This window comes from Kribbella sp. CA-293567, from assembly GCF_027627575.1.
GTDB lineage: Bacteria > Actinomycetota > Actinomycetes > Propionibacteriales > Kribbellaceae > Kribbella.
This window is the reverse complement of sequence record NZ_CP114065.1, coordinates 5,233,295-5,259,968: the sequence shown is the minus strand read 5'-3', so window position 1 is coordinate 5,259,968 and position 26,674 is coordinate 5,233,295. Positions and strand designations below refer to the sequence as shown.

General features: G+C 69.1%; 21 protein-coding genes. 15 read left to right on the top strand and 6 right to left on the bottom strand.

The features are described from left to right. Window positions 1–40 precede the first annotated feature (40 nt). Entirely contained in the window at window positions 41–3,373 is a 3,333-nt protein-coding gene (locus tag OX958_RS24130) for a hypothetical protein (protein WP_270131602.1), read from the bottom strand. A 54-nt stretch (window positions 3,374–3,427) separates the two neighbouring features. Next, window positions 3,428–4,003: a TetR/AcrR family transcriptional regulator gene (locus tag OX958_RS24125; RefSeq protein ID WP_270131601.1), complete on the bottom strand. Its 576-nt coding sequence runs from the start codon at window positions 4,001–4,003 to the stop codon at window positions 3,428–3,430. Window positions 4,004–4,117: 114 nt separating this feature from the next. Here OX958_RS24125 and OX958_RS24120 point away from each other — a divergent pair, with 114 nt between their 5' ends. Beyond that, window positions 4,118–5,056 carry an alpha/beta hydrolase gene (locus OX958_RS24120; RefSeq protein ID WP_270131600.1) on the top strand — a complete coding sequence of 313 codons (939 nt, stop codon included), beginning with the start codon at window positions 4,118–4,120 and terminating at the stop codon, window positions 5,054–5,056. Between the two features lie 9 nt (window positions 5,057–5,065). On the opposite strand, the gene mug is transcribed toward OX958_RS24120, so the two are convergent. Beyond that, window positions 5,066–5,581: a G/U mismatch-specific DNA glycosylase gene (mug, locus tag OX958_RS24115; protein WP_270131599.1), complete on the bottom strand. Its 516-nt coding sequence runs from the start codon at window positions 5,579–5,581 to the stop codon at window positions 5,066–5,068. Window positions 5,582–5,809: 228 nt separating this feature from the next. Between mug and OX958_RS24110 the strand changes: the two genes are divergently transcribed. The 9 genes from OX958_RS24110 to OX958_RS24070 all read left to right on the top strand — a co-directional run bounded on the left by OX958_RS24110 (window position 5,810) and on the right by OX958_RS24070 (window position 16,198). Beyond that, entirely contained in the window at window positions 5,810–6,535 is a 726-nt protein-coding gene (locus tag OX958_RS24110) for a Clp protease N-terminal domain-containing protein (RefSeq protein ID WP_270131597.1), read from the top strand. Window positions 6,536–6,544: 9 nt separating this feature from the next. Beyond that, window positions 6,545–6,973: a serine hydrolase domain-containing protein gene (locus OX958_RS24105; RefSeq protein WP_270131595.1), complete on the top strand. Its 429-nt coding sequence runs from the start codon at window positions 6,545–6,547 to the stop codon at window positions 6,971–6,973. Further along, the gene (locus OX958_RS24100; protein WP_270131593.1) at window positions 6,970–7,656 is read left to right on the top strand and encodes a serine hydrolase; all 687 of its coding nucleotides are present in this window, start codon (window positions 6,970–6,972) and stop codon (window positions 7,654–7,656) included. Before OX958_RS24105 ends, OX958_RS24100 begins: the two co-directional genes overlap by 4 nt. A gap of 1 nt (window position 7,657) precedes the next feature. Next, complete coding sequence (locus tag OX958_RS24095; RefSeq protein WP_270131592.1) at window positions 7,658–9,055, top strand: ATP-binding protein; 1,398 nt, start codon at window positions 7,658–7,660, stop codon at window positions 9,053–9,055. A gap of 1 nt (window position 9,056) precedes the next feature. Next, on the top strand, window positions 9,057–11,021 hold the full coding sequence (locus OX958_RS24090) for a vWA domain-containing protein (RefSeq protein WP_270131590.1): 1,965 nt from the start codon (window positions 9,057–9,059) through the stop codon (window positions 11,019–11,021). Between the two features lie 316 nt (window positions 11,022–11,337). Then, a complete protein-coding gene (gene ppdK, locus OX958_RS24085) occupies window positions 11,338–13,980 on the top strand; it encodes a pyruvate, phosphate dikinase (RefSeq protein ID WP_270139136.1) in 2,643 nt (880 codons plus the stop codon). 73 nt (window positions 13,981–14,053) lie between these two features. Beyond that, complete coding sequence (locus OX958_RS24080) at window positions 14,054–14,986, top strand: hypothetical protein (RefSeq protein WP_270131589.1); 933 nt, start codon at window positions 14,054–14,056, stop codon at window positions 14,984–14,986. Continuing rightward, a complete protein-coding gene (locus tag OX958_RS24075; RefSeq protein WP_270131587.1) occupies window positions 14,983–15,774 on the top strand; it encodes a class I SAM-dependent methyltransferase in 792 nt (263 codons plus the stop codon). Before OX958_RS24080 ends, OX958_RS24075 begins: the two co-directional genes overlap by 4 nt. A 151-nt stretch (window positions 15,775–15,925) precedes the next feature. Beyond that, entirely contained in the window at window positions 15,926–16,198 is a 273-nt protein-coding gene (locus tag OX958_RS24070) for a YciI family protein (RefSeq protein WP_270131585.1), read from the top strand. A gap of 48 nt (window positions 16,199–16,246) precedes the next feature. Here OX958_RS24070 and OX958_RS24065 read toward each other — a convergent pair whose 3' ends face one another. Continuing rightward, the gene (locus tag OX958_RS24065; RefSeq protein ID WP_270131584.1) at window positions 16,247–17,479 is read right to left on the bottom strand and encodes a hypothetical protein; all 1,233 of its coding nucleotides are present in this window, start codon (window positions 17,477–17,479) and stop codon (window positions 16,247–16,249) included. A 149-nt stretch (window positions 17,480–17,628) separates the two neighbouring features. Between OX958_RS24065 and OX958_RS24060 the strand changes: the two genes are divergently transcribed. Further along, window positions 17,629–19,155, top strand: coding sequence for a helix-turn-helix domain-containing protein (locus OX958_RS24060; protein ID WP_270131582.1), 1,527 nt, complete (start codon window positions 17,629–17,631; stop codon window positions 19,153–19,155). Here OX958_RS24060 and OX958_RS24055 read toward each other — a convergent pair. After that, entirely contained in the window at window positions 19,120–19,965 is an 846-nt protein-coding gene (locus OX958_RS24055; protein WP_270131581.1) for an alpha/beta hydrolase, read from the bottom strand. The genes OX958_RS24060 and OX958_RS24055 overlap by 36 nt on opposite strands. Window positions 19,966–20,069: 104 nt before the next feature. Here OX958_RS24055 and OX958_RS24050 point away from each other — a divergent pair, with 104 nt between their 5' ends. Together OX958_RS24050 and OX958_RS24045 are read left to right on the top strand one after the other, a co-directional pair. After that, window positions 20,070–20,723, top strand: a complete 654-nt coding sequence (locus OX958_RS24050; RefSeq protein WP_270131580.1) for a TetR/AcrR family transcriptional regulator — start codon at window positions 20,070–20,072, stop codon at window positions 20,721–20,723. A gap of 10 nt (window positions 20,724–20,733) precedes the next feature. Then, window positions 20,734–21,345: a RibD family protein gene (locus OX958_RS24045; RefSeq protein WP_270131579.1), complete on the top strand. Its 612-nt coding sequence runs from the start codon at window positions 20,734–20,736 to the stop codon at window positions 21,343–21,345. Window positions 21,346–21,351: 6 nt separating this feature from the next. On the opposite strand, the gene OX958_RS24040 is transcribed toward OX958_RS24045, so the two are convergent. Then, a complete protein-coding gene (locus OX958_RS24040) occupies window positions 21,352–23,784 on the bottom strand; it encodes a hypothetical protein (RefSeq protein WP_270131578.1) in 2,433 nt (810 codons plus the stop codon). A 149-nt stretch (window positions 23,785–23,933) separates the two neighbouring features. Here OX958_RS24040 and OX958_RS24035 point away from each other — a divergent pair, with 149 nt between their 5' ends. Together OX958_RS24035 and OX958_RS24030 are read left to right on the top strand one after the other, a co-directional pair. After that, the gene (locus OX958_RS24035; RefSeq protein WP_270131577.1) at window positions 23,934–25,160 is read left to right on the top strand and encodes a deoxyguanosinetriphosphate triphosphohydrolase; all 1,227 of its coding nucleotides are present in this window, start codon (window positions 23,934–23,936) and stop codon (window positions 25,158–25,160) included. Between the two features lie 9 nt (window positions 25,161–25,169). Then, on the top strand, window positions 25,170–26,411 hold the full coding sequence (locus OX958_RS24030) for an NAD(P)/FAD-dependent oxidoreductase (RefSeq protein WP_270131576.1): 1,242 nt from the start codon (window positions 25,170–25,172) through the stop codon (window positions 26,409–26,411). Window positions 26,412–26,674 lie beyond the last annotated feature (263 nt).

Here is a 26,674-nt window from a genome sequence, read left to right as displayed (position 1 = left end):
GATCAGCGGCCAGCGCGCACCGGCGTTGCAGCTTCTGACATCACTGACCCTCCACGGCCGTCACCAGATCCAAAGCCGCGTGCCGTACGTCGGCCGACGGGTGGTTGCGCAGGGCTACCAGCAGAGCGCGCCAGGTAGGTGACCACCCGGTGCGACCGGTAGCGGCTGCTGTCAGCGTGAGGGCGAGCAGAGCGTCTACAGGACGGCCGGTGGTGGTCAGGTGGGTCGCGGAGGACAGGAGGTCCGTGTCGGTCCACTGGGCTTGGGCGTTGGTCAGTCGCGTGCTGAGTTGGGTGACTGCGGACGCGATCGCCAGCGGGCGGTCGGCGAGCAGGTCGGCTACTGCGGTCAGTTCGGCAAGAGGTGTCTTCCACTGGAAGGCGTAGATCAGCAGGCCGACGCGGAGCGGCAAGTACTCCGGTGCGGTCAGTTCGTCGGCTATCAAGGACAGCGATCGTCGGGTTTCGAAGCTGCGGGCGCTGAGGGCAGCTGTCAGGCGGTTGACCACCGTGGTCAGCCGCTGACGAGCCGGGTGGTCGCGATCGGGTTCCGCGTTGGGGGTGTTCGGGTCGCTCTCCAGCCTGACGAGCAGCCGCACGACGGAGACCAGCTCGTCCTGCGCCCGACCGCCGGCCGCGATCGCTACCAGGGCCGTTGTTGCGTCGCTCCAGGTCTGGTTTCGGATCGAGAGGTCAGTGACGAAGCCCGCGCAGACCGGCGCGACCGCCGAGTTGTAGCGAGCCCAGCCAGACAGCGACACCAGAGCAAGCCGCACGACCTCCGGCTCTGGCCTGTTGGTCACCGCTATCAGCAGGTCGGCGTACCTGGACCTGTACTGCGCTGCCATCGTCGCAGGCGACCGCTGCACCAGAACCGTCGCAGTAGCAGGCGAATCGTGCACAGCCTCTTGCAGCAACGCCCAACTGGCAGGCTCGTGCAGGAGGTGCTGTGAGGCGGCACTGGCGATTGCTGCTCGCACATCCCGGTGCGCCGAGGCCCAAGCCTCACCCAGTACGTCGCCAGCCCCCGGAGCATGCAGTACGCCGAGGAGTCGCGCGGCCTCCTTGCGCGAGGTCACCTTCATCCGTTCGCCTACCAAGACAGGCCGGAACGTGTCGGCCAACAGACTCGGCCTGACGAACCGTGCCGCCCGGCTGGCCGCATACATGGCGACCCGGGCTCGGTCATCGCCCGCATGGCTCAGCAACACCGGCAAGGCAAGCTCCGGCTGGTCGGTCCAGGCCAGCGACGCCAGGGCGGCCTCCTGCAAGACAACCAGGTCGCTGCTGAGGAAGGGCTCGACCGCAGCTCGCCCCACACCCGGGATCCGGCCGAGCGTCGAGACGGCCTTGGAGCGAGCCCACTCAGGCATTCGGCTGTCGTTGGCCACACCAGCCACCAGTACGGCGTACCGGCTGTGCTGGCGGGGGAGCCAACGGTGGAGTGCTGTGCTGGACACCTGCCAGGCAGGGTGATTGCGGTTGAACCGGCGTATCCGGTCGGGCTTGGCGAGAACGCGGTCCAGCAAGTCGGTGCGTACCTCGGTGACGGCTTGCCAGATGGAGTCCCAGCGCGCCATGCCGACCTCGCGCTTGATGATCAGGCCGGTCCGCTCCGCGCGCGTTGCCGGTGGTTCGAGCCAGAGTCGCGCCGCCCGGTCGACCGTGTACTCCTGGTTCGACCACACGGCCTGCTCGAGCACGCCGTGTAGCAACACGTTGGTCCAGCCACGCCGGCCGAACGCCTGAGCGATCGCGAGGGCAAGGCCGAACTCCCGGCGCTTGGCCGCAGCCTCGACGTACGGGTGCAGTGCTTCGTACACCGCCGTCTCGCGGCCCCGCGGCAGTCCGTCGATCAGCCCGTAGAGGCGGACGGCGCCGGTGTTCTCGGTGAGTCTGGCATGGGCCTGAAGCCCCCAGTCGAGCAGCGCGATCTGGTTGCCAAGAGCCCCTTGCCGGACGGCGGTCTCGGCCAGCTGGTTGAGGGCGGACCGAGAACCCCAGGAAGCGTCGCGGGCCTCGAGCGCATCCGTCAGCAGAGTCTGCAGCGGTACGACGTGGTCGTCGGTCAGGAGTGACGGCGGCAGGTAGGCGGTCGTGCTCAACACCGCTTGCCGCACGGGATCCTGGTCGTTGCGGACCCTGGTCGCCCAGGTCAGCGCCTGCCCGATCGAAGCCGGCTGACGCGAGTAGCCGGCGCTTGCGATGACCGCGCGGTACACGGCGGCGGGGTCGTCCGCTTCGGCTCGGCCGATCTCTGGTTCGAGTAGTGCGAAGGCTTCGGCGTACGGGAGGTGGGCGGTGATTCGCCAACGGGTGTGAGCATCTTCGCTGACCTTCGGGAGCGCCAGCATCCGCCGGGCCTGCTCGTGACGGTCGGTGCGGGGAAGGGCCGCGAGCAGCTCGTCGGACAGGATCGTCTGGCCGAGTTCCACCGTCGACGTGATCGCCGCGAAGATCGCGGAGCGCCGCGACGGCGGAAGCTCGTCAAGCACGCCTTCGACGTGCGGCCAGAGGGTGCGTCCGAGCGCGATCAGGTCCTCGTCGGCGAAGGGGTAGAGCCGCCGCTTGACCGCGGGAGTGAGCGCCTGACGGATCGTCGCCGCTCGGTCGGGCGCCAGCAGAATCGCGAGCAGGCCGGCCGGATCCCGGTCGGCGACCTGGCCGAGCACCTTGATTGCTGCCCAGGGCAACTCGTGCTGGGGGAGAGCGGCACGGAACAACTCCAGGACGCGTTCGGGGTAGGTGTCGATCAGATCCATCGCGCCGTAGCCGACGCTGTTCCACCACTGCTTTTGCTCGGCCTCGTCGGGCAGCGTCCGCGAGGCATAGCCGAGTACAGGCTCCGGGTGACGGGCGGCCAGACGGCCCCAATCGCCGTGAGACAACGCATGAGCGAGCTTCGGTAGCAACCTCTCGACCGTGGCTTGATCCGCGCTGCTCAGTAGGCCCGCGGCGGCGCGATCGCCCCAGAGCTGTCGCTGGTCGTCGATCAACCGGGCGGCCAGCGCCCGCCGGCGAGTGCGGCGGATGACGCTCAGCAGGCGGGTGCGCAGAGCGGCCGGCGCATCGGCGTACAGGGCTTCGAGTGCCTCATCAGGAACCGGTACGCCGCGCCCCGCGGCGGCCAGCGCCCGCAGTTGCAGCGCTGGGTCGCCGTCCGCGAGGAGTTTCGTGACGTGCCCGGCCTCGCCGCCGATCTGGGCGAGTTGAAGGCCGACGGTGCGCTCGTACGTCGCGCCCTGGTCCAGCTCGGCGATCAACGCGGTCAGCTCGGTCGTACCGCGCAGCCGAAGCGCGTGATCGGCGATCAGCCGGACGCGTTCGCCGTACGGGAGGTCATCGAGGGCGCTCAGCAACTTGGACGCTCGCATCCGCCCATCCTGCCCAACCGGAGAGTCAGGCGGGCGGCAGCGCGGCCGACGGAATCACGCCGGTGGCAACGTCGCGTCCATCAGGAGCTGCGCCGCCTCGCGGGCCCGGGTCGCCGGAGCGGCCGACTCCGAGAACACCGAGGTGGTGATGGCGCCTTCGCTGAGCAGGATCAGGTAGTCGGCGAGCCGCTGGGGATCCGGTGCGCCGGCCGCGGCCGACAGGTCCCGCAGGGCGACGCGGAAGCCGGCCTTGTGTTTGCGCGCCAGCTCGGCGACCTGCGGTGAGACGGTGCCCAGCTCGCCGAAGGAGTTGATGAAGGCGCAACCGCGGAAGCTCTTCTCCTGGAACCAGGTGTCCAGGAAGTCGAAGACGGCCAGGATGCGCTCGCGCGGCTCGGTCGCCGCCTCGACGTGGTCGGCGAGCATCTCCTTCCAGAGCCGGTCCCGCTTGTCGAGGTAGGCCTCGATCAAATGGTCCTTGGACGGGAACAGCTGATAGAGCCGTTTCAGCGAGACGCCGGACGCCGTCCGGATCGCGTCCATCCCGACGGCCTGCACGCCGCGCTCGTAGAAGAGGGCGTCCGCCGCGTCCAGCACCTGCTGCTGCGCGGTCGCTGTGTCGATGGTCATATCGCCTTTCTGACAGTCCGGGCTTGCGCTGAGAACCAACGTTCTCCTACAGTACTGGACATCGGCAGAGAACGCTCGTTCTCAGCCAGTGGAACTCAGTAGAGGAGAACTTCGATGACCGTTCTGGAGCCCGCCGCCCAAGCTTTCGCCGACGCCACCAGCCAGCCGCCGTTCCTGTTCCAGCTGCCCCCGGCCGAGGGTCGCAAGGCGGTCGACGAGGTACAGACCACCGACTACCCGAAGCTCGCGGTCGACGAGGAGTGGCTGACCGTCCCGAACGGTGAGGGCTCCGTCAAGGTCCGGGTGATCCGCCCGGCCGGCGTCACCGGGCCGCTGCCGGTCATCCTCTACATCCACGGCGCGGGCTGGGTCTTCGGCAACGCGCACACCCATGACCGGCTGGCACGTGAGCTGGCGGTCGGCGCCGGAGCGGCGCTGGTCTTCCCGGAGTACGACCTGTCGCCGGAGGCGCGGTACCCGATCGCTCTGGAGCAGAACTACGCCGCCGCGCGCTGGATCGTTGCTTCCGGCAAGGACCACGACCTGGACGCGAGCCGGCTGGCGGTCGTGGGCGACTCCGTCGGTGGCAACATGGCGGCCGCGGTGACGCTGCTGGCCAAGGAGCGGGGCGACGTCACCTTCAACCAGCAGGTGCTGTTCTACCCGGTCACCGACGCGTCGTTCGACACGGCGTCGTACCACGAGTACGCCACCGGCTACTTCCTCGCCCGGGAAGGAATGCAGTGGTTCTGGGACCAGTACACGACCGACGAGGCGCAGCGTAACGAGATCACCGCGTCGCCGCTGCGGGCGAGTATCGAGCAGTTGCGCGGCCTGCCGACCGCGCTGGTGATCAACGGTGAGGCCGACGTACTGCGCGACGAGGGCGAGGCCTACGCGGCCAAGCTGCGGGAGGCCGGCGTGGATGTCACGGCGGTCAGGTTCGGTGGCGTCATCCACGACTTCGTGATGGTCGACGCGCTCCGCACCACCAACGCCGCCGAGGCTGCCATCAACCTCGCGGTCACCACCCTCCGCAAGGCCCTCGCCTGAACGAGCCTGCTAGCCGCCGGCGCCCGAGCTGACCTTCTGCAGCTCGGCGTAGGCGGCGGCGAGCGTCGGCAGCGTGTAGTGCGCGTTGAGGCCGCTCGGGTTGGGCAGGATCCAGACGCGCGTTTCGCCGATCAGTCTGGTCTGTTCGCCCATCGCGGCCTTGCGTTCGCCGAACGCATCCCGGTACGCCGTAACGCCCACCACCGCGAGCCACTGCGGCTGGTACTCGAGTACCTTCTCGACCAGCGTCTCCCCGCCGGCCACCAACTCGGCTCTGGTCAGCTCACCGGCCTTCGCCGAAGGCCGAGCCGCCATGTTGGTGATGCCCAGCCCGAGCCCGAGCAGCTTCTCTTGCTCATCCGGCCGGAATTGCCGAGGCGTGAATCCCGCCAGGTGCAGCGCCGGCCAGAACCTGTTCCCGGGCCGGGCGAAGTGATGCCCGGTCGCCGCCGAGACGAGTCCCGGGTTGATCCCACAGAACAGCACCCGCAGGCCGGGCCCGATGACATCCGCGATCCCTTGCACTCCAGAACCCTAGCTCGCGCGAGCCTCTCCCACCGTCGCCGACTTCGAGCACTCCGCGGCACGCCGCACGCCGTACGGCGTCCGCTCGGTGCCCGAAGTGCGTCGCGGTCGAACTGGTGCATCCGGAACCGGCCGGACCGGTTGGGCGCTCACCGACTTCGTCCGGCATCAGTGCTGATCGTCAACCCAAGGTTGACTTAACGTCTTCGTCAACCTAGCGTTGACGATATGACTCCCGGTCCCGATCTGCAGCAACTCATCGACACGATCCGCGATGACGCCGCCTCCGACGACGTCCTGACCCAGCTCGGCGCGGCCGCGACCACCATCAACGAACTGACCAGCACCAGCGATGCTGCCCTCGGGTACTTCGTCGACCGCGCTCGCGGCGCCGGCAAGTCCTGGGTGGAGATCAGCGCCGTGCTCGGCGTGAGCAAACAAGCCGCGCACAAGCGTTTCGCCGACTCCTGGACGGCCACCGCCGTGCTCGATCGGTACACCCCGCGCACCAAAGCCGTGCTGGGCGCCGCGAAGGAGGTCGCTCGCGGCCTGAACCACCCGTTCCTCGGCACCGAGCACCTGCTGCTCGGTCTCTTCAGTCAACCCGAGTCGATCGCCACGCGCGTTCTCGTGGCTCACGGCATCACCGAAGAGGCGGTCGCCGCGGCCGTCGCTCCGCTGAGTCCTGCCAAGGGTCCTTCCAAAGATGTCGAGGCTGCGCTGTCGGCCGGGAATCCGCCGTACACCCGCAAGGCGGCGCACGTCCTGCAGGGCGCGGTCGCCGAAGCGCTGGTGCTCGGTCACAACTACGTCGGCACCGAGCACCTGCTGCTCGCCTTCTACCGCGACTCGGGCAGTGTCGCGACCGAGGTCCTGACGGGTCTCGGCCTCGACGAACCGGCTGCCGCTGCGGCGATCCGGGCGGCGCTCGACGAGTTGACCCAAGCGAAGTAGGTCGACCGCATGCCCGACTGGACCGCCCGCCTGGAAGCGCTGGCGACCGCCACCGAGGTGCCTGGCGCTGTGCTCGGCATCTGGGCCGACGGCCGGCAGACGATCGCGCCGTACGGCGTACTGAATCGCGCGACGGGCGCCGAGGTGACGGCCGACTCGGTCTTCCAGATCGGCTCGATCACCAAGACCTGGACCGCGACGCTGATCGCGCAACTCGTTGCTGAAGGCAAGTGCCGGCTGGACGGCCCGGTCGTCGAGTTGTTGCCCGAGGCGCCGATCGATCCGCGGATCACGGTTCGGCACCTGCTCACGCACCAGAGCGGCATCGACGGCGATCTGTTCACCGACACGGGTCGCGGTGACGACTGCGTGGAGCGGTACGTCGCTCTGCTGGACGGCGTGGACCAACTGTTCGAGCTCGGTACGGCGTACCGGTGAAGACTTGGAACCTGCCCCGCAGCATCGGCCCGGCCGGCCTGATCACCCAGAGCGCGGGCGATCTGCTGCGCTTCGCCCGGCTGCACCTCGACCGGTACGCCGAGATGCGCGCGCCGCAGGTCGCCTTCCCCGCAGGCGTCGGTGGGATGGAGGCGATCGGCCAGGCGTGGCGGCTCTACAACTGGTCGGGGCGCGAACTCTTCGGCCACGACGGCCAGACGATCGCTCAGCTGGCGTTTCTCCGGATCGACCCGGAGGCCCGGCTGGCCGTCTGCCTGCTGACCAACTCGGTCAACGCGCCGGCGCTCTTCGACCAGCTCGTCTCCGAGGTCTTCACCCACCACGTCGGCGTCGCGGTGCCGCCTCCACCGGAGCCTCTCGACGACGTCTTCGCAGGTCGCGAGCACCTCGGAAGGTATGAGCGGGCAAGTATCCGGATCGAGGTCGAGGAGCGGGGCGACCGCCTGCTGATGACTCACCGGGCGACCGGTGACCGACTGGCCTTCGCGGAGCAGCCGGTCGTGGAGTACGACCTGCGCCCGGCCGCGCCCGGTGACGGCAACCAGTTCGTCGCGCGCAGCGATCCTGGACAACCGTGGGTGCCGGTGACCTTCTTCGGCACCGGACTGTTCATGTCCGGACGGATGACTCCCCGGGTTGGTGTGGGCGAGCTAACGTCGTGACGTGACCAGTGCACCTGTTGAGCTTCCCCGGAAGGCCGGCGAGCTGCGCGCCGCCGGCTACGTCCCCCGCACGATCAAGGCCGAGATCCGCGAGAACCTGCTCGAACGACTGCGCGCCGGCCGTGACCCCTGGCCCGGGATCGTCGGCTTCTCCCGGACCGTGATCCCCCAGCTCGAACGCGCCCTGCTCGCGGGGCACGACGTAGTACTCCTCGGTGAGCGAGGACAAGGCAAGACCCGGCTGCTGCGTTCCCTGCGGGAGCTGCTCGACGAGTGGACCCCGGTGATCGAGGGCGCCGAACTGCCCGAGCACCCGCTCGACCCGATCACGCCGGCCTCACAACGCCGCGCGGCCGAGCTCGGCGACGACCTGCCGGTCGCCTGGCTGCACCGCGATCTCCGGTACGCCGAGAAGCTGGCCACCCCCGACACCTCGGTGGGTGACCTGATCGGTGACGTCGACCCGGTCAAGGTGGCCGAGGGCCGCAGTCTCGGTGATCCCGAGACGATCCACTTCGGGCTGGTCCCGCGCGCGCATCGCGGCATCGTCGCGATCAACGAGCTGCCCGACCTGGCCGAGCGGATCCAGGTCGCGCTGCTGAACGTGATGGAGGAGCGCGACATCCAGGTCCGCGGCTACACCCTGCGGCTGCCGCTGGACGTGCTGCTGGTGGCCACGGCGAACCCCGAGGACTACACCAACCGGGGCCGGATCATCACCCCGCTGAAGGACCGCTTCGGCGCCGAGGTCCGGACCCACTACCCGCTGGACATCGACGCCGAGGTGGACGTCGTCCAGCAGGAGAGCGAGCTCGTCGCAGAGGTGGGCGAGCCGCTGCTGGAGGTGCTCGCGCGGTTCGTCCGGCACCTGCGGGAGTCGACCGCGATCGACCAGCGCTCGGGTGTCTCCGCGCGCTTCGCGATCGCTGCCGCCGAAACAGTGGCGGCGGCAGCGCTGCGCCGCTCGGCCATCACCGGTGAGGAGCCGGCCGTCGCCAGGCCGGTCGACCTCGAAGCTGTGCCCGCCGTACTGCGGGGCAAGCTGGAGTTCGAGCCAGGTGAAGAGGGCCGCGAGACCGAGCTGCTCGAGTACCTCCTGCGCCGCTCGGTGGCCGACACCGCCCGCGAACGTTTCGCCGGTCTCGACCTCACCCCGCTCGTGGATGCCGTTGCCCAAGGCCACTTGGTGACCACGGGCGAGCGGATCCCCGGTCGCGACGTACTGTCGGCGCTGCCCGAGTTGCCCGTGCTGCACGATGTGGCGGCCCGGGCGGGCGCCGGCCCGGGCGACTCACCCGGCCGGATCGCGGCTGCGGTGGAGCTCGCCCTGGAAGCCCTCTACCTGTCCAAGCGGCTGGCCAAGGACGCGGACGACGACACGACCGTCTACGGCGGCTGACATGTCCCAGCTACCCGAAGGCTGGTCGTACGGGCCATGGCACGAGGGTCCTGATCCGCTCGCGCCGCCGGTGGATCTGCGGGACGCCCTGGACGAGCTGGGCCGGGACGTGATGGGCGGTTCGTCACCGCGCTCCGCGCTGGAGGAGCTGCTCCGGCGCGGAACCCGCAACACTCAGGGCCTCGACGACCTCACCCGCAGACTGTGGGAGCGGCGGCGCGAGATCGAGCGCCGCCACAACCTCGACGGCACCTTGCGTGACGTGCAGCGGCTGCTGGACGAAGCGCTGGAGGCCGAGCGGCGCGATCTGTTCCCGAACCCGTCCGACGAGGCTCGCTTCCGCGAACTGCAACTCGACGCACTCCCGTCCGGTACGGCGGCCGCGGTGCGCGAGCTGGCCGACTACGACTGGCAGTCGGGCGAGGCTCGGCAGAAGTACCAGGAGATTCGCGAACTGCTCGGCCGGGAGCTGCTGGGATCGCGGTTCGAGGGCATGAAGGAGGCCCTGGAGAACACGACGCCGGAGGACGTCGAGCGGATCAACGAGATGCTGTCCGACCTCAACGCGCTGCTCGCCGCGCACGCGCAGGGACAGCCGCGGATCGACGAGCTCTTCGGCGAGTTCATGGCCAAGCACGGCGAGTTCTTCCCGGAGAACCCGCGAACGGTCGACGAGCTGATCGACGTACTGGCGGCTCGCGCGGCGGCGGCACAGCGGATGCTTAACTCGATGACGCCGGAGCAGCGGGCGGAGCTGGCCCAGCTCTCGCAGCAGGCGTTCGGGAACCCGCAACTGTCGCAGCAGCTGACGAATCTCGATGCGCAGTTGCAGGCACTCCGTCCCGGCGAGGACTGGTCGGGATCCGAGCGGATGAGCGGAGACGACCCGCTCGGGCTGGCCGAAGGCGCTCGGGCGATGTCCGATCTGGCCGAGCTGGACGCGCTGGCCGAGCAGTTGGCGCAGTCGTATCCCGGGGCACGGTTGGAGGACATCGATCTCGACGCGTTGACCCGGCAGCTCGGGGACGAGGCGACCGTCGACGCTCGCCGGCTGTCGGAGCTCGAGCGGGAGCTGCGCAACCAGGGCCTGCTGGAGCGGGCGCCGGACGGGACGCTGCAGCTCTCCCCGAAGGCATTGCGGCAACTCGGCCAGACCGCGCTGTCCGACGTACTGCGAACTGCCCGTGGTCAGTCCGGCGAACGTGATGCCGCCTCCGCGGGAGCCGCGGGCGAGCTGAGCGGCTCGACGCGCCAGTGGCAGTTCGGCGACACCCAGTCCTGGGACGTGCCGCGGACGGTGCGCAACGCCGTACTGCGGACTGCTGGTGCCGGGCGTTCCGGTTCGGTGCGGCTGGACGTGACCGATGTCGAGATCGCCGAGACCGAGCATCGAGCCCGGGCGGCCGTCGCGTTGCTGGTCGACACCTCGTGGTCGATGGTGCAGGAGGGCCGCTGGCTGCCGATGAAGCGGACGGCGCTCGCGCTGCACCAGCTGATCTCGACGCGGTACCGCAACGACGCGCTCCAGCTGATCACCTTCGGCCGGTACGCCGGTGTGGTGGAGCTGCCGCAGCTCATCGGCATGGAGGGCACCTGGGAACAGGGCACCAACGCGCACCACGCGCTGCTGCTCGCCGGGCGGCACCTTCGGCGTCACCCCGACGCCCAGCCGGTGGTGCTGATGGTCACCGACGGAGAGCCGACAGCACACCTGGAGCCGGACGGTACGGCGGAGTTCGACTACCCGCCGCGGCCGGCCACCCTGCGCAAGACGATCTTCGAGGTCGACCGCTTGGCCAAGCTCGGCGCGACCCTGTCGATCTTCCGGCTCGGCGACGACCCGCGACTGAACTCGTTCGTCGACCTGCTGGCCCGCCGCAGCGGCGGGCGGGTGCTGGCCCCTGACGCGGACGGCCTCGGCGCGGCAGTCGTCGGCGACTACCTGAGGACCCGACGCCGGCTCTGAGCCGACCCGAAAGCAGGCGGTGCCCAGGTCGAAGGTGGGTATGCGCCTGCTTTTGTGTTTCCACGGGAAAACCCGCGTTTGTCCTGCGTTGTCAACGTGGTAAGGGGTTTCCGGCCATCGTATGTGGGCAGCATCACCCCTCTCATCGTGAGACCAGTGTTCAACTGGCATGGTTTTTGCGCTTACTCTGACAAGACGCCCTCGCCACCGGAGTCGTCGGGCCAGCGGCCACCATGCCGCGCCAGTCGCGCCGCCCACACCTCAGGGAGTCACCGTGCCGAAACTCGTCTACGACTTCGCCGAAGGCAACAAGTCCATGAAGGAACTGCTCGGTGGCAAGGGAGCCAACCTCGCCGAGATGACGAACCTCGGACTGCCGGTGCCGCCCGGGTTCACCATCTCCGCCGACGCCTGCAAGGTGTTCCTGGCCACGGGTTCGGTGCCGCCGGAGCTCGCCGACGAGATCGACCACCACGTCGCCGCGCTGGAGCAGAAGATGGGCAAGAAGCTCGGCCAGGCCGACGACCCGCTGCTGGTCTCGGTCCGCTCCGGGGCCGCGGTGTCGATGCCGGGCATGATGGAGACCGTCCTCAATGTCGGCCTCAACGACGACTCGGTGAACGGTCTGGCGCACCACTCCGGCAACCCGCGGTTCGCCTGGGACGCCTACCGGCGGCTGATCCAGATGTTCGGCAAGACCGTGCTGGGGATGGAAGGCGACGTCTTCGAGGACGCGATCGAGGCCGCCAAACAGGCCAAGGGCAGCAAGAACGACCTCGACCTGGACGCCGACGACCTGAAGGCGCTGGTCGGCACCTTCAAGGCGGCCGTCCAGCAGCACACCGGCCGGGAGTTCCCGCAGGACCCGCGCGAGCAGATGGATCTGGCGACCGAGGCCGTCTTCGGCTCCTGGAACTCCGAGCGCGCCATTCTCTACCGCCGGCAGGAGCGGATCGCCAAGGACCTCGGGACGGCGGTGAACATCTGCTCGATGGTCTTCGGCAACCTCGGGATGGACTCCGGTACCGGCGTCGCCTTCACCCGCGACCCGTCCAGCGGTCAGTCCGGTGTCTACGGCGACTACCTGCAGAACGCGCAGGGCGAGGACGTCGTCGCGGGGATCCGCAACACGGTGCCGCTGGCCGACCTCGAGCAGCTCGACAAGAAGTCGTACGACGAACTGATGGCGATCATGGCCACGCTGGAAGGCCACTACCGCGACCTGTGCGATATCGAGTTCACCGTCGAGCGCGGCAAGCTGTGGATGCTGCAGACCCGTGTCGGCAAGCGGACCGCGGGAGCGGCGTTCCGGATCGCGACCAGCCTGGTCGACGAGGGCGTGATCGACACCGACGAGGCGCTGCGCCGGGTCAAGGGCGCCCAGCTGGCTCAGCTGATGTTCCCGCGCTTCGACAGCGACGCGGCGAAAGAGCTGGTCAGCAAGGCGATCGGAGCCTCGCCGGGCGCTGCCTCGGGGAAGGTCGTCTTCACCTCGGCCGCCGCCGTCGAGGCCGCCGACGCCGGCGAGAAGGTGATCCTGGTCCGCCGCGAGACGAACCCGGACGACCTGCACGGGATGATCGCGGCCCAAGGCGTGCTGACCAGTCGCGGTGGCAAGACTTCGCACGCCGCGGTGGTTGCCCGGGGGATGGGAAAGACCTGCGTGTGTGGCGCCGAGGACCTCGAGGTCGACGTGGCCGGCCGCAGGATCAAGGTGGCCGGCGGGACGACCATCGGCGAGGGGGACGTGATCTCGATCGACGGCACCACCGGTGAGGTCTTCCTCGGTGAGGTTCCGGTCGTGCCGTCGCCGGTGGTCCAGTACTTCGAAGGGTCGCTGGCCGCCGAAGACGGCGACGAGCTGGTCGCCTCGGTGCACCGGTTGATGACGCACGCCGATGAGATCCGGCGACTCGGCGTACGGACGAACGCCGACACCGCGGAGGACGCCGAGCGGGCCCGCCGGTTCGGCGCCGAGGGGATCGGCCTGTGCCGGACCGAGCACATGTTCCTGGGTGAGCGCCGCGAGTCCGTCGAGCGGCTGATCCTGGCCGACGACGACGCCGAGCGTGAGGCGGCGCTGACCGAGCTGGAGCCGCTGCAACGCGGCGACTTCCTCGAGCTGCTGACGGCGATGGACGGGCTGCCGGTGACGATCCGCCTGATCGACCCGCCGCTGCACGAGTTCTTGCCGTCGATGGAGGATCTGGCGGTCAAGGTGGCCATCGCCGAGGAGCGCGGTGAGGACCCGGGACGGGACACGAAGCTGCTCGCCGCGGTTCAGCGCCTGCACGAGCAGAACCCGATGCTCGGCCTGCGGGGAGTGCGGCTCGGCCTGGTCGTTCCGGGCCTGTTCGCCATGCAGGTGCGGGCGATCGCCTCGGCCGCGGCCGAACTACGGGCCCAGGGCAAGGATCCCCGCCCGGAGATCATGATCCCGCTGGTCGGCGCCGTGCAGGAGCTGCAGCTGGCCCGCGACGAGGTGGACGCCGTACTGGCCGAGGTCGACCGGGCCGCCGCCGACGGGGTCGACGGGGTGGAGTGGAAGACGCCGATCGGCACCATGATCGAGCTGCCGCGGGCCGCCGTGATCGCGGACCAGATCGCCGAGGCGGCCGACTTCTTCTCCTTCGGCACCAACGACCTGACCCAGACGACCTGGGGCTTCAGCCGCGACGACGTCGAGAGCTCGTTCTTCACCCGCTACCTGGAGAAGGGCATCTTCGCGGTCTCGCCGTTCGAGTCGATCGACCGCGACGGCGTCGGCTCGCTGGTCCGGACCGGCGCCGAGAAGGGCCGCGCCGCCAAGCCCGACCTCAAGCTCGGTGTCTGCGGCGAACACGGCGGTGACCCGGACAGCATCCACTTCTTCCACGAGGTCGGGCTGGACTACGTCTCCTGCTCGCCGTACCGCATCCCGGTCGCACGACTGGAAGCAGGCCGCGCCGCGCTGGCCTGACCTGCGTCCACCGCGCCACGATCTGCCCGAAGATGACTGCAGGCAGTAGTCATCTTCGAACGGGGCGATCGTGGTGCGGTGGAAACGTGTCCTGACGCGGGTCGGCGGCGGCAAGGAAGCAGGCTGGTTCCTGCTCCTGGTTGCCGTCCTGGTGTTGCTGGTGGCCGGCGGTGTGCGGTTCTATCGCGACTACGCGGCGTTGTCCGCTTCGGGTGCGCCGCTCGATGACCGAGGCAGCGCCTACCTGTACTTCGACCGGCCCGGCGTGACGGCTTCGCTGGAGGTAACGGTCCGGGACGCGACGCTGGACTTCGACGTACAGGTGGACAGGGCGTACGCCGGTGCAGAGGTCGGCTATTTCCTGGTGCTCACCGGCAACGCCGTCTATGCGTCAGGTGGCGAGGTCGTGGACGGCTGCCCGGGCGATGCGGTCCGCAGTACGGGGGAGATGCGGTGCCAGGTCGGGAAACTCGACCCGGCGATGACGAACGCGGCACCCGAACTGCCGACAGAGGCGAGTGTGGTGAGCGGCCGAATCGTTCGCGGCGACGACGGACTGCGGGCCTCGATCGGCGTCGACACCGGTCGGGGCTTCTCCAACGCCGACGGGAAGCGCGTCTACTTCGGCCTGCCTGCGATCGGTACCAGCTACCTGCCGGCGGGGGAGCGGGCCGGGGTGACCTTTCCGCTCGCCGGGGCGAAGGTCGCCGTACCGGAGCGGCTCACGCTCAGCATCGACTACGGCGAGCTGCCGGTGACGAATCGCGCCGAGAACGTCAGCCCGGAACCGCTCGTAGCGGGCACGCTGTTCTGGTACGAGGAAGACGTCTCCGCGATCAAGGGAAGAGGTTCGCTGGTCGACTCGATCACCGAGGACGACGAGCAGCGCACGCTCTTCCTGGCCGGACTGTACGTCGGCCTCGCGACCGCCTTCCTCCCGTTGCTGCTTCCGGCGCTCTGGCGATCGGGACGGCGGATCAGGCGGAGCGCTAGCCTTCAGCCATGAGCCGCGAGACGTTGCGCCAGACGTTCGGAGAGGACGCGGAGCTCTACGACCGGGTCCGGCCGACCTACCCGCCCCGCCTGTACGACGACCTGGCGGCGCTCCTCGGCAATCCGCGGCGCCCCCGGGTCCTGGAGATCGGCTGCGGAACGGGCCAGGCGACCAAGCCGATGCTGAAGCGCGGCTGGTCGGTCAAGGCGGTCGAACTCAGTCCGGAGCTGAGCCGGGTGGCGCGCGGCAACCTGCCCGAGCTGGAAGTGATCACGGCGCCGTTCGAGAGCTGGCCGCTGCCGGCCGAGAAGTTCGACCTGGTGTTGTCCGCGACCGCGTTCCACTGGATCGATCCGGCCGTCCGCGTGCCGAAGGCGGCAGATGCGCTCCGCCCGGGTGGAGTGCTCGCGATCATCTCCACCCACCACGTCGCCGGTGGCAGCGAGCAGCTCTGGATCGATCTCCAGGAGTGCTACCGGCGCTTCACCGACGACGCCGACGAAGACGGTCCGCAACCGGCCGACACGGTGCCGAAGGACTCGGGTGAGCTGGACGCCAGTGGCCGGTTCGGGCCCGCTGTCTTCCACCGGTACGAGTGGGAACGGACCTATTCGACCGCCGAGTACCTCGATCTGCTCAGTTCCTACTCGGGACACCGGGCCTTGACTTCGGCCAGGCGTGACGGACTGTACGAGTGTGTGAGCGCTCTCATCAACGCGGCGGGCGGGTCGGTCACGAAGCGTCACCTGACCCAGCTGCTGGTCGCAAATCGGCTTAACCAACCTCTTGCATCCAGCTGATCCGGTGGTCAAACTAACCGAGCGGGAAGGGCGATCACCGTCGACTTTAGGGTCCGACCTGAACCAGCCGCTGTGGCGGCTCGTGACTCCCTTCCCGCACCAACGTGGCAGCAGCGACCGGGCCATGGCCTCCCTGAGTAGGGTTGAGGCCATGGCCCTTTTCGCGCTTCAGCTCAAGTTCACCGACCAGGACCGCCGGATGGAGGTTCGCCCGGCGCACCGCGACTACCTCGCCGAGCTCTACGACGCCGGCAAGCTTCACGCCGCCGGACCGTTCGGCGACCAGAGCGGTGCCCTGCTGATCTACGACGTCGCCGACGAGGCGGAACTGCGCGAGATTCTCGCCGACGACCCGTACACCGCGGCCGACGTCTACGAGATCGTCACGCTGCAGGAGTGGCTGAAGCTGTTCCCGTCGGCCTGAGCCGGCGGTCCGTGGTACGGGCGTGAGCCGGCGGACCCGTCGTACGGGTCAGACCGTCGGTTCCAGCTCGAGGAAGTCGACGTAGGCCCACAGCCAGACGAGCGGCGCGAGCACCATCTCCGGCTCGCCCGTCTCGTCGTCGGCGACGAACAGCATCGACGCCTCGCCGTTGGAGATATCCTCGATCACGGCCGGGCAGACCTCCACCGCGGCGTCGAACGGCAGCACCTCCGGCCCGTTCTCCCACAGCGGCGCGGGCAGCGGCAGGACCGGCGCCTCCTCGGTGCCGTCCATCTCGACCGAGACCTTCTGCAGCATCTCGTACAGGTCGTAGGAGATCAGCCCGGCCAGCGGGCTGCCGTCGATCCCGACCAGGTACGGGTCGTCGGCGCCGGAACGGAAGGCGTCGCGGACCTCGGGAAAGGCCGCCGGCAGATCGGTCACCTCGATGTACGGCGCCTCCGCGGCCTCCTCTTCCTCGTCCTCCTCGTCGGCGAGCTCACCGCTGCGCATCTGGTCGAACGAGTGCAGCAGGTCGTTCAGTTCGTCGAAGGCACCGCCGCCGGGAGCCGCTTGCGCGCGCCGTTCCAGGTCCCGCAGATGCTCGATCAGGTCGTCCTCGAAGTGCAGGTCGTACTTCGGCAGCCCGGGCCGGCGGCCGGCGTTGATCCGCGCGACCAGCTGGGTGGAGATCGGCCCGAGCCGCTCGGCCAGCACCTCCAGCGGCGTGGTCGGCTTCTCTTCTTCCTCGTCGTGCGCGCAGGAGTCGTCGTCGGTCTTGCCGTCGTTCTCCATCGCCAGCAGCACCGAGAACGCCGGGAACGCGATCAGCGCCGCCGTCGCCAGCATCCCGTCGCCGATCAGCATCAGCGGATTACCGCCGGCCTCGGTCCGGCGCAGGTGGTCGGGCAGCAGCACCGCGGCCTGCTCGACGTTCACCTGGCTGGCCAGCGAGGACAGGCCGTGGTCGGTGTCCACCCCGAGCTGCTCGACCAGGGTCTCGGAGCTCATGTCGAAGGTGGAGCGCAGGTAGTAGCGCAACCAGCCGGCGTCGACGGGATTGCCCAGCAGTTCGGCGATCCGGGCGCGGAAGTCGGCCAGATCGGCGATCGACAGCACGACCAGTACCGGCTGGTCGCCGTCACCGATCACCAGGGGCCGGGTGTCACCGTTCTGGAAGCCGTCGATCACTTGGTGCAGGCCTTCGGCCGCTGCCTCCAGCGGCCAGGACTCCGCCTCGAACTCGGTCACACCCGCAGTGGTGTGAACGTCGTCGGGCATCGATGGTTCCTCTCCGGGCGGTCGGAATGGCTAAGACTATGACGCTGGGGATGCACCGAGGGTTGGCGGCCGGTGCGTCGTGACGTTGGCTACGCTGTGAGCGGTGGGTCGGTCAATCGGTATCTCACATGTGAGATAAGGTCCGGCGCATGACTGACGACTACCTGAGCCGGATCGGCAACCTCATCCGGGACGCCCGCAAGCACCGCGGCTGGACGCAGACCCAGCTCGCCGACGTGCTGGGCACCAGTCAGAGCGCGGTGAACCGGATCGAAAAGGGTCATCAGAACCTCACTCTCGAGATGCTCGCCCGGATCGGCGAGGCACTCGACTCCGAAATTGTCTCTCTTGGTGGCGGTCCGGTCCACCTCCGTGTCGTAGGTGGACGCCAACTGTCCGGATCCATCGACGTGAAGTCGTCCAAGAACGCCGGGGTCGCGCTGTTGTGCGCCTCGCTGCTGAACAAGGGCCGGACGACGCTGCGCAAGGTCGCGCGGATCGAGGAGGTCAACCGGCTGCTCGAGGTACTGAACTCGATCGGCGTGAAGACCACCTGGCTGAACGACGCCGGTGACCTGGAGATCGTGCCGCCGGAGCACCTCGACCTGGCCGCGATGGACGCCGAGGCGGCCCGGCGGACCCGCAGCATCATCATGTTCCTCGGCCCGCTGCTGCACCGCGAGGACACCTTCGCCCTGCCGTACGCCGGTGGCTGCGACCTCGGCACCCGGACGGTCGAGCCGCACATGTCGGCGCTGCGCCCGTTCGGTCTGGAGATCAAGGCGACCGCCGGGGAGTACCACGCGCTGGTCAACCGGGCGATCACGCCGGGCAAGCCGATCGTGCTGACCGAGCGCGGCGACACGGTGACCGAGAACGCGATCATGGCCGCCGCCCGGCACGACGGCGTCACGGTGATCCGCAACGCCTCGTCCAACTACATGGTGCAGGACCTCTGCTTCTACCTCGAACTGCTCGGCGTCCGGATCGACGGGGTCGGCTCGACCACGCTGACCGTGCACGGTCAGGCCGAGATCGACGTGGACGTCGACTACGCGCCGTCCGAGGACCCGATCGAGGCGATGAGCCTGCTCACCGCGGCGATCGTGACCAGCTCGGAGATCACCATCCGGCGGGCGCCGATCGAGTTCCTGGAGATCGAGCTGGCGCTGCTGGAGGAGATGGGGCTCGACTACAGCCGCACCGACGAGTACCTGGCCGAGAACGGCCGCACCCGGCTGGTCGACCTGACCACCCGGCCGTCGACGCTGCACGCGCCGATCGACAAGATCCACCCGATGCCGTTCCCGGGCCTGAACATCGACAACCTGCCGTTCTTCGCGGTCATCGCCGCGACGGCGACCGGGCAGACGCTGATCCACGACTGGGTCTACGAGAACCGCGCGATCTACCTGACCGACCTGAACAAGCTCGGCGGCCGGGTCAAGCTGCTCGACCCGCACCGGGTGATGGTCGAGGGCCCGACGCACTTCTCCGGCGCCGAGATCATGTGCCCGCCGGCCCTGCGTCCGGCGGTCGTCACGCTGATCGCGATGATGGCGGCCAAGGGCACCTCGGTACTGCGGTCGGTCTACGTCATCAACCGCGGCTACGAGGAACTGGCCGCCCGCCTGAACTCGCTAGGCGCCCAGATCGAGACGTTCCGCGACATCTGATTCCCGCCTGCCCGCCTGGTCCTGCAAGAAGGCCACGGCCTCGGTGATCACCTCCGGATCGACCAGGATCCGGCGATGGCCGAGGCCGTTGGTCTGCAGGAAGTGCGCCCGCGGCCCGTACGCCGCCAGCAGCAGCGGCGCCTGGCCGGGATCCACCACGTCGTCCTCGTCGTTGTGGATCACCAGCAGGTCGACCTCGCCGGCGGTGGCCGAGAATCTGGTCCAGATCTGATCGTCGCCGCCGAAGTAGCCGCGTTCGATGGATCGTCGCAGGCCCTGGTTCACCTTCGGGCCGAGCCCGAGCGCGCGGCAGAAGGCGTCGACCAGGTAGTCGAACCGCGCGAACCCGCTGATCGCGACCACCCGCCCGGCGGCAACGCCCTCGCGGACGGCGTACAGGGCGAACGGGACGCCCAGCGAGTGCGCGATCACGCCTTCGAACGGCCCGTGGCGATTCTCTAGGCCTTGGATGATGTGCTGGTGGCCGACGATCGTCGCGACCCGGCCGGGGGAGTCGCCGTGTCCAGGCGCGTCGTACGAGATCGGGCTGTAGCCGAGGTCGAGCAGCCGGGTGACGAAGCCGTGGAAGCGCGAGGCGCGCGACCGCCAGCCGTGCACCAGCAGGATCGGCCGTTCGCCATCGCCCCACGCGTAGGTGACGACCCCGTCGATCACCTCGACGCGGGCGGCCTGATGGATCTCGCGCTCGCTCTCACGCACCTGGCCGCGCTTGAACGGTCGCTGCCACAACTCGAACGCGATCCGCCCGGCGATCCCGGCTGGCAGCAGGTTCAGCAACCTGAGATTCATCGTGGTGGTCCTCCGGGCCGAGAAACTATACGAACGGTCGTATTATTAGATTGTCCAGGTCACGGAGTCAAGCGAACTAAGATCTGCCGGACAGGAGGTGGCGGGTGGAGACACGAGTCGATGGGCGCCTGGTGCGTGGCGACCAGACGCGGCGGTCGGTACTGCGCGCCGCGGTCGACATCGCCTCTGTGGACGGGCTGGAAGGGTTGTCGATCGGCCGGCTGGCCAAGGAACTGGAGCTCAGCAAGGCCGGTGTGTTCGCGCACTTCGGGTCGAAGGAAGAACTGCAGCTGGCGACTGTTCGAGCGGCCCGGCGGATCTACGCGGAGGCAGTGGTCGAGCCTGCGTTCGCTGTGGAGCCCGGACTGGGACGGCTGTGGTTGCTGAGCGAGCGCTGGCTGGACTATTCGGAGCGGCGCGTCTTCCCCGGTGGCTGCTTCTTCGCGAAGGCCTCCCATGAGTACGGCGCCCGCCGCGGCCCGGTCCACGAATACCTGGCCGAGGTCAATCGTGAGTGGATCCAGTTGCTCGAGCAGACAGTCGGTGAAGCGATCGCGGCTGGTGAGCTCACGACGGATCCCGTCCAACTCGCGTTCGAGCTGAACGCCTACTACGACTCCGCGAACCTGGCCTCCCTGCTCCGCGACGGCGATGCCGCGATCTACACCCAGGCACGGAAGTCGATCCGCGCCCGCCTCCAAGCAGCAGCGACCTCAGGAACCGCGCTGCCGTGGGAATCTGTCGGTGGGGCCGTCTAGCTTCTGAGCTATGCGGCCTCATGTACTGGCTCATCTCGCGATCTCGATCGACGGTGCGACCACCGGCTTCGAGGCGGACCAAGCGCGTTTCTACGCGATGGCGACCTTGTGGCAGGAGGATGTGACGCTGGTCGGCGCCGACACCCTCCTCGCCCAGGAGAGTGCTGTCCGGGTCGCGCCGAGGCCGGGCCCACGGGCTGCCGGACCGCTGCTGGCGGTCGTCGACAGCCGCCATCGCGTCCACAACCTCGACGCGCTCCGCGACCTCGGCTACTGGTCGGACGTCCTCGCGCTGTACTCCGAGCTGACGCCGGCCCGAGCCCCTGACAGCACCATCCAGGAGTGCGTCACCGGCTACGACCACGTCGACCTGGCGGAAGTCCTGGACCTGCTCGGCCGCCGCGGCGCCAAGCTGGTCCGCGTCGACAGCGGCGGCGCTCTCGTCGGTGCTCTGCTGGAGCAGGGTCTGGTCGACGAACTGAGCCTCCTGATCCACCCCGTCGTGGTCGGCGACGCGCCCCGCTGGCACGACACCTTCACCGGCCACCTCGACCTCGCCCTGGCCAACGTCGAGACCTTCAAACCCGGCATCACCTGGCTCCGCTACTGCGTCGCAGGCTGAGCCAGGTCAGCCTGCGATCGCGCTGAGACCGGCGAAGAGTTGCTTCGCCAGCTCTTCGGGCGCTCCCGTGCGGATCTGGTCGGCCAGCCCGATCAGCGCGAGCACCAGCGGACCCAGGTAGGCGAGGCGCTGCCGGAAGGTCTGGATCCGGTACAGGTCGGTCAGCCGCCGCCACGAGCCGCCGGCCGCCTCGACGGTCATCAGGTCGTAGGCCGCGCCGAGCGCGATCAGGAAGACGATGATCTGGAGCGACAGGTAGAGCCACAGCCCGGACGTCGGCGTACCGCGCCAGCCGGCGGCCAGCTCCGCAAGGCCCGCGCCGGCCATCCAGGCGATGCCGAGTACTGCGCCTTTGCTAGCGCCGACTCGCGTGGGCAGCCGCTGGTACAGCGCGCCGAAGGCGAAGGCCAGGCCGATCCACCGGGCGAACTCGGAGAGGACGTCGACGGCGAGGTAGAAGAGTCCGTTGTAGGTCAGCCGTCGGGGCAGTGCTTGGAGGGCACCGAAGACGTAGTAGCCGACCAGCAACAGGGCCAGCGCAGTACCGATCCAGGCTGTTGTCCTCGCGTTCGCGAGCCAGCCGGCGCCGGAACCTCGCCTGAACAGATCTCTGCCCAGGTCACCTGGGTAGAACCTTCGGTGGGTCGAGGCGCTCGTCTCCAGGTCGGTGAGGCTTGCGGCGCCCGCGGTCAGCTTGGTGTCCAGCGCGAGTACTTCGCCCCGGGACTTCTCGGCCTTCAGAGCACGGTCCAATCGCTCGCGCGCGGTGAGCCCGTCCGGTACCAGCCCTGCCGGTTCGCGGCCTCGGACGACGAGCGCCAGCGTCAGCCAGGTCAGCAGCCAGACCGGCAGGCCGACGCCTGCCCACCTCAAGGTCGGCGGTGGCACGACCACGGCGACGACCAGGGTCAACGCGAGGACCTGGGCGGAGGTGATCTGCAGCTGTGCCGCCGGGATGGTGGCGAACTTCGCCAGACAGAGGCAGAGGACGAGCGTTGACGTCGCGGAGAGGACCACCCAGCCGAGGTTGCTGCTCGCGGACATCACGACGGAGTCGACCAGTTGGGTGAGGCTGCGGCCGTCCCTCTCGGCGTACCGGCCGAGCGCGTCACCGGCGGAGGCCGCGGCCGTCGCGACCAGGAGGAACAAGGCCGCTCTGGCGAGGCCTCCGCGAACCGACAGAGCGCGGTTCCTGAACCAGGGCGAGGTGTTCTCAAGGGCTGCGATCGACAGTGTCCGGGGGATCACCAACAGTCTGGAGCCCAGGCTGATGAGGCCGGCTGTCACGACGGTCAGCAGGCCGAGCGAGGAAGCGAGTTGGAGATCCCCGACCGCTCCGCCGACCGCAGCGAGCAGTCCCAGCACGGCTGCGCCGATCAGCAAGCCCCGCCGGTTGACCGCGCTCAGGATCGTGACGGCGGCCCAGGTGAAGGCACTCAGCAGGCCGTCACCTGGCTGGAAGGGAAGAACGTCGATGGTCAGGCCGGCCAGCAAAGCGGTGAAGGCGAGAGCCGGACCGATCCCGGCCGCGCGCTGCCCGAACCGTCCCAGGAAGAACGTCGCGAGCGCGAGGGCGAGCAGGGCGGGTGAGGTGTCCCGGAGCATCGGCCAGTTGACCCGGAAGCTCGCAGAACCGAGGGAGAAGTTGCCCGGTTCACCGACCGGGGAGGACTGAGCGGTCCAGCGGACGGTCCAGGCCAGCGGGATCTCGACCGACAGTGGTGTGGCCGGGTCGGTCAGTCGCCAGGTGTACGTCGTCGTACGGGCGGCGGGGTCTGACTTCAACGAGGTGGGTTGAGGCGCGCTGGTGACGGTGGAGTGCTCGGCGCGGACGTTGTCGGCGATCACCAGTTCGACGACGGCCGGGGCGGCCTTGGTGGGGTTCGGTTGGCAGACCAGGCGGACTCTCGGGGATCGGCAGAGGTCGATGTCCAAATGCAGGACCCGGCCCTGCCGGTAGGCGGCCACTGCGGAGGCGGTGAACTGGCTGAAGTAGTAGTCCGCGCTGGGTGCGCCGGGCAGTCCCTGCAGCGGGATCAGGGTCTGCGCGTAGTCGACCTGCAGTTTCGACGCGGCGGCGTCGAGCTCGTACCGCGAAACAGGGAGCTGCGGCGGGCCGAGTCGCTCGTATTCGGGGTTGCTCGGGAACTCCTGCGTCTGGCCGTTGGAGAAGACGCAGAGCGGCAGCCGATCCGGCGTCCACGACCTATCGGCCTGCGCGACCTCGGCCGCGGCCGACGCGCGCACCTGCGCCTGCTGTGCCGACCCCTCGCTCACCGAGAGTCGCGTGGTGAACTTGGTGACCGCGCCGGACCGAGGGCATGCGGAGGCGGCGTGCTCGGGACCGATCGTCCGGTCGCCCTGGTCGAACACGCCGACCAGAACGCCGGTCGCGAGCCCGGCCGCCAACGCGAGGATCGCGACGGTTCGCTTCTTCATACCCGCACGCGGACGCACGCCGGCCGACCGGCCATCTGGTTCCCCCTGGTGTTCCCGTTCCCCTTGCCTGCTGTATCGCCGGGAGTCCTTCGCTGTTACGCCGAAGTTCGCAGAAGAACTGTCGGTGCGGGTGGCTAGGGTGAGTGGTGATGAGAAAGCAGCACGAGTGGTACGACGAGCACGACGCGGAGCGGTGGGTCGCGGAGCCGGTCAAACGGCCGGGGCGGTCGGCGTTCGCTCGTGATCGCGCGCGTGTGCTGCACAGTGCCGCGTTGCGTCGGCTGGCGGCGAAGACGCAGGTCGCGACGGCGGGCAGCGACGACTTCGTGCGCAACCGGCTGACGCACAGCCTGGAGGTGGCGCAGATCGGCAGGGAGCTGGCCAGCACGCTCGGCTGTGATCCGGACATCGTCGACGCGGCCTGTCTCGCCCACGACCTGGGTCACCCGCCGTTCGGGCACAACGGTGAGCGGGCTCTGGACCAGTTGGCGGAGAAGATCGGCGGCTTCGAGGGAAACGCGCAGACCCTGCGGTTGCTGACCCGGCTGGAGTCGAAGACGTTCGACGCGGCCGGACGCAGCGTGGGGCTGAACCTCAGCCGCGCGACTCTCGACGCGGCCACGAAGTACCCGTGGCAGCGCAAGCCGGGGGAGCGGAAGTTCGGTGCGTACGACGACGACGCGGCGGTCTTCGACTGGCTGCGGCAGGGCGTCGAGGGCGGCCGGCGCTGTCTCGAGGCACAGGTGATGGACTTCGCCGACGACGTGGCCTACTCGGTGCACGACGTCGAGGACGGGATCGTCGCGCGGTACATCGATCTCGGCCGGATCGGTGCTGAGCGGGCGCCGTACTGGGAGACGGTCCGGCGAATCTACTTGCCTGAGGCAACCGATGCGGAGCTGGACGACGGCTGGGACCGGCTGACCGCGCTGCCGTACTGGCCGAGCGCGCCTTTCGACGACAGCCGGCGCGCGCTCGGCGGGCTGAAGGATCTCACCAGCCAGCTGATCGGGCGCTTCGTGACCGCGGCCGAGCAGGCCACCCACGCGCGCTTCGGCCGGTCGCGACTGATCCGCTACGAGGCCGACCTGGTCGCGCCGGACAGCGTCCGGGTCGAGATCGCGCTGCTCAAGAGCATCGGCATGTTCCACGTGCTGAACTCGCCCGAGCGGCAGGCCCGCCGGGCGGTCCAGCGCGAGCTGCTGACCGAGCTGGTCGAGGTGTTGTGGGCCTCGGCGCCGCGCGAGCTGGACGCGCCCTTCGCCGCCGACTTCCGCGACGCCGCGGACGACGGCGCCCGGCTGCGGGTCATCGTCGATCAGGTCGCGTCGCTGACCGACCCGTCGGCCCTGAGCTGGCACACGCGGCTGGTCTAACCTCGGGACATGACCGACTCGGAGCGCATTGTCATCATCGGGGCGAGCCTGGCCGGCGCCAAGGCCGCGGAGACGCTGAGGGACGAGGGCTGGACCGGAGAGGTCGTCCTGATCGGCGACGAGACCGAACTGCCCTACGAGCGACCGCCGCTGTCCAAGGACGTGCTGCTCGGCAAGAAGGAGCCGGAGGCCGCGCGGCTCCACGACCAGAACTGGTACGACGAGAAGAACATCGAGCTGCGCCTGGGCACGAAGGCGACGGCGATCGACACGGCGGCTCGGACGGTCAGTCTGGGCGAGAACGGCGAGATCGCGTACGGCAAGCTGCTGATCGCCACCGGCAGCCGGGTGCGCAAGCTCGACGTACCGGGGGCTGAGCTGGCCGGCGTCCACTATCTGCGGACTGCGGCCGAGTCTCAGGCGCTCACCGACGCGTACGCCGCAAAGCCGCGCGTGGTCGTCGTCGGCGCCGGCTGGATCGGGCTCGAATCCGCCGCGGCCGCGCGCGAGCGTGGTTGCGAGGTCACTGTCGTCGAGCCGCAGCCGACCGCACTCGCCTCGGTGATGGGCGAGCAGATCGGCAACCTGTACGCCGAGCTGCACCGTCAGCACGGTGTCGAGCTGAGGTTCGACACCAGCGTCGCGGGCTTCGAAGGCGACGGCCAGGTGACCGGCGTGAAGCTGTCGGGCGGCGACGTCCTGCCCGCCGATCTGGTGGTCGTCGGGGTCGGCGTCCAGCCCAACACCGAACTCGCCGAGGCCGCCGGCATCGAGGTGGCCGGCCGCGACGAGGGTTCAGGCATTCTCACCGGCTCGGACCTCCAGACCTCCGTGCCGGGTGTGTACGCCGCCGGTGACGTGGTCCGCTGGGACCACCCGCTGCTCGGCCGCTCGGTCCGTGTCGAGCACTGGCAGAACGCGATCGACAGCGGAGTCGTCGCCGCCAAGGCGCTGCTCGGCCAGGACGTCGTACAGGATGCGCTGCCGTATTTCTTCACCGACCAGTACGACCTCGGCATGGAGTACACCGGCGACGTCCCGCGCGGCACGTCGTACCAGGTGGTCCTCCGCGGCGACCCCACCACCGGCGCTTACCTGGCCTTCTGGCTGTCGCCCGACAACCACGCCCTGGCCGCCATGCAGGTCAACACCTGGGACACCATCGACCAGCTGAAGTCCCTGATCAGCTCCAAGAAGCCCCACGACCCAGCCCGCCTCGCAGACACGTCGATCGAACTCTCCGACCTCTGACCTCGCCGGCGGGGACTTCTAGCCGGAGGTCCCCGCAGCGGAGGACGACACCCGCAGACCCGGCTCCGGCGCTCCGGGATGCCTCAGCCGATCGGTGATCAGAAAAGCCGGCAGCTCGAACGCCGCTGCCTGCTCAGCCTCGGTCAGCACAAAAGTTCCACCGACCTCGTCCGGCTGCCAGCCGTGCTCCAGCGCATAGCCGACGACTGCACGGACATCTCCGGAAGTTGGATAGGCATCGTCTGTCGCACACGCACCCCAGG

Coding starts and splice junctions, on each gene's coding strand:
- OX958_RS24130 (WP_270131602.1), bottom strand. CDS start 3,373: ATGCGAGCGTCCAAGTTGCTGAGCGCCCTCGATGACCTCCCGTACGGC.
- OX958_RS24125 (WP_270131601.1), bottom strand. CDS start 4,003: ATGACCATCGACACAGCGACCGCGCAGCAGCAGGTGCTGGACGCGGCG.
- OX958_RS24120 (WP_270131600.1), top strand. CDS start 4,118: ATGACCGTTCTGGAGCCCGCCGCCCAAGCTTTCGCCGACGCCACCAGC.
- OX958_RS24110 (WP_270131597.1), top strand. CDS start 5,810: ATGACTCCCGGTCCCGATCTGCAGCAACTCATCGACACGATCCGCGAT.
- OX958_RS24105 (WP_270131595.1), top strand. CDS start 6,545: ATGCCCGACTGGACCGCCCGCCTGGAAGCGCTGGCGACCGCCACCGAG.
- OX958_RS24090 (WP_270131590.1), top strand. CDS start 9,057: ATGTCCCAGCTACCCGAAGGCTGGTCGTACGGGCCATGGCACGAGGGT.
- ppdK (WP_270139136.1), top strand. CDS start 11,338: ATGAAGGAACTGCTCGGTGGCAAGGGAGCCAACCTCGCCGAGATGACG.
- OX958_RS24075 (WP_270131587.1), top strand. CDS start 14,983: ATGAGCCGCGAGACGTTGCGCCAGACGTTCGGAGAGGACGCGGAGCTC.
- OX958_RS24070 (WP_270131585.1), top strand. CDS start 15,926: ATGGCCCTTTTCGCGCTTCAGCTCAAGTTCACCGACCAGGACCGCCGG.
- OX958_RS24065 (WP_270131584.1), bottom strand. CDS start 17,479: ATGCCCGACGACGTTCACACCACTGCGGGTGTGACCGAGTTCGAGGCG.
- OX958_RS24060 (WP_270131582.1), top strand. CDS start 17,629: ATGACTGACGACTACCTGAGCCGGATCGGCAACCTCATCCGGGACGCC.
- OX958_RS24055 (WP_270131581.1), bottom strand. CDS start 19,965: ATGAATCTCAGGTTGCTGAACCTGCTGCCAGCCGGGATCGCCGGGCGG.
- OX958_RS24045 (WP_270131579.1), top strand. CDS start 20,734: ATGCGGCCTCATGTACTGGCTCATCTCGCGATCTCGATCGACGGTGCG.
- OX958_RS24040 (WP_270131578.1), bottom strand. CDS start 23,784: ATGAAGAAGCGAACCGTCGCGATCCTCGCGTTGGCGGCCGGGCTCGCG.
- OX958_RS24035 (WP_270131577.1), top strand. CDS start 23,934: ATGAGAAAGCAGCACGAGTGGTACGACGAGCACGACGCGGAGCGGTGG.
- OX958_RS24030 (WP_270131576.1), top strand. CDS start 25,170: ATGACCGACTCGGAGCGCATTGTCATCATCGGGGCGAGCCTGGCCGGC.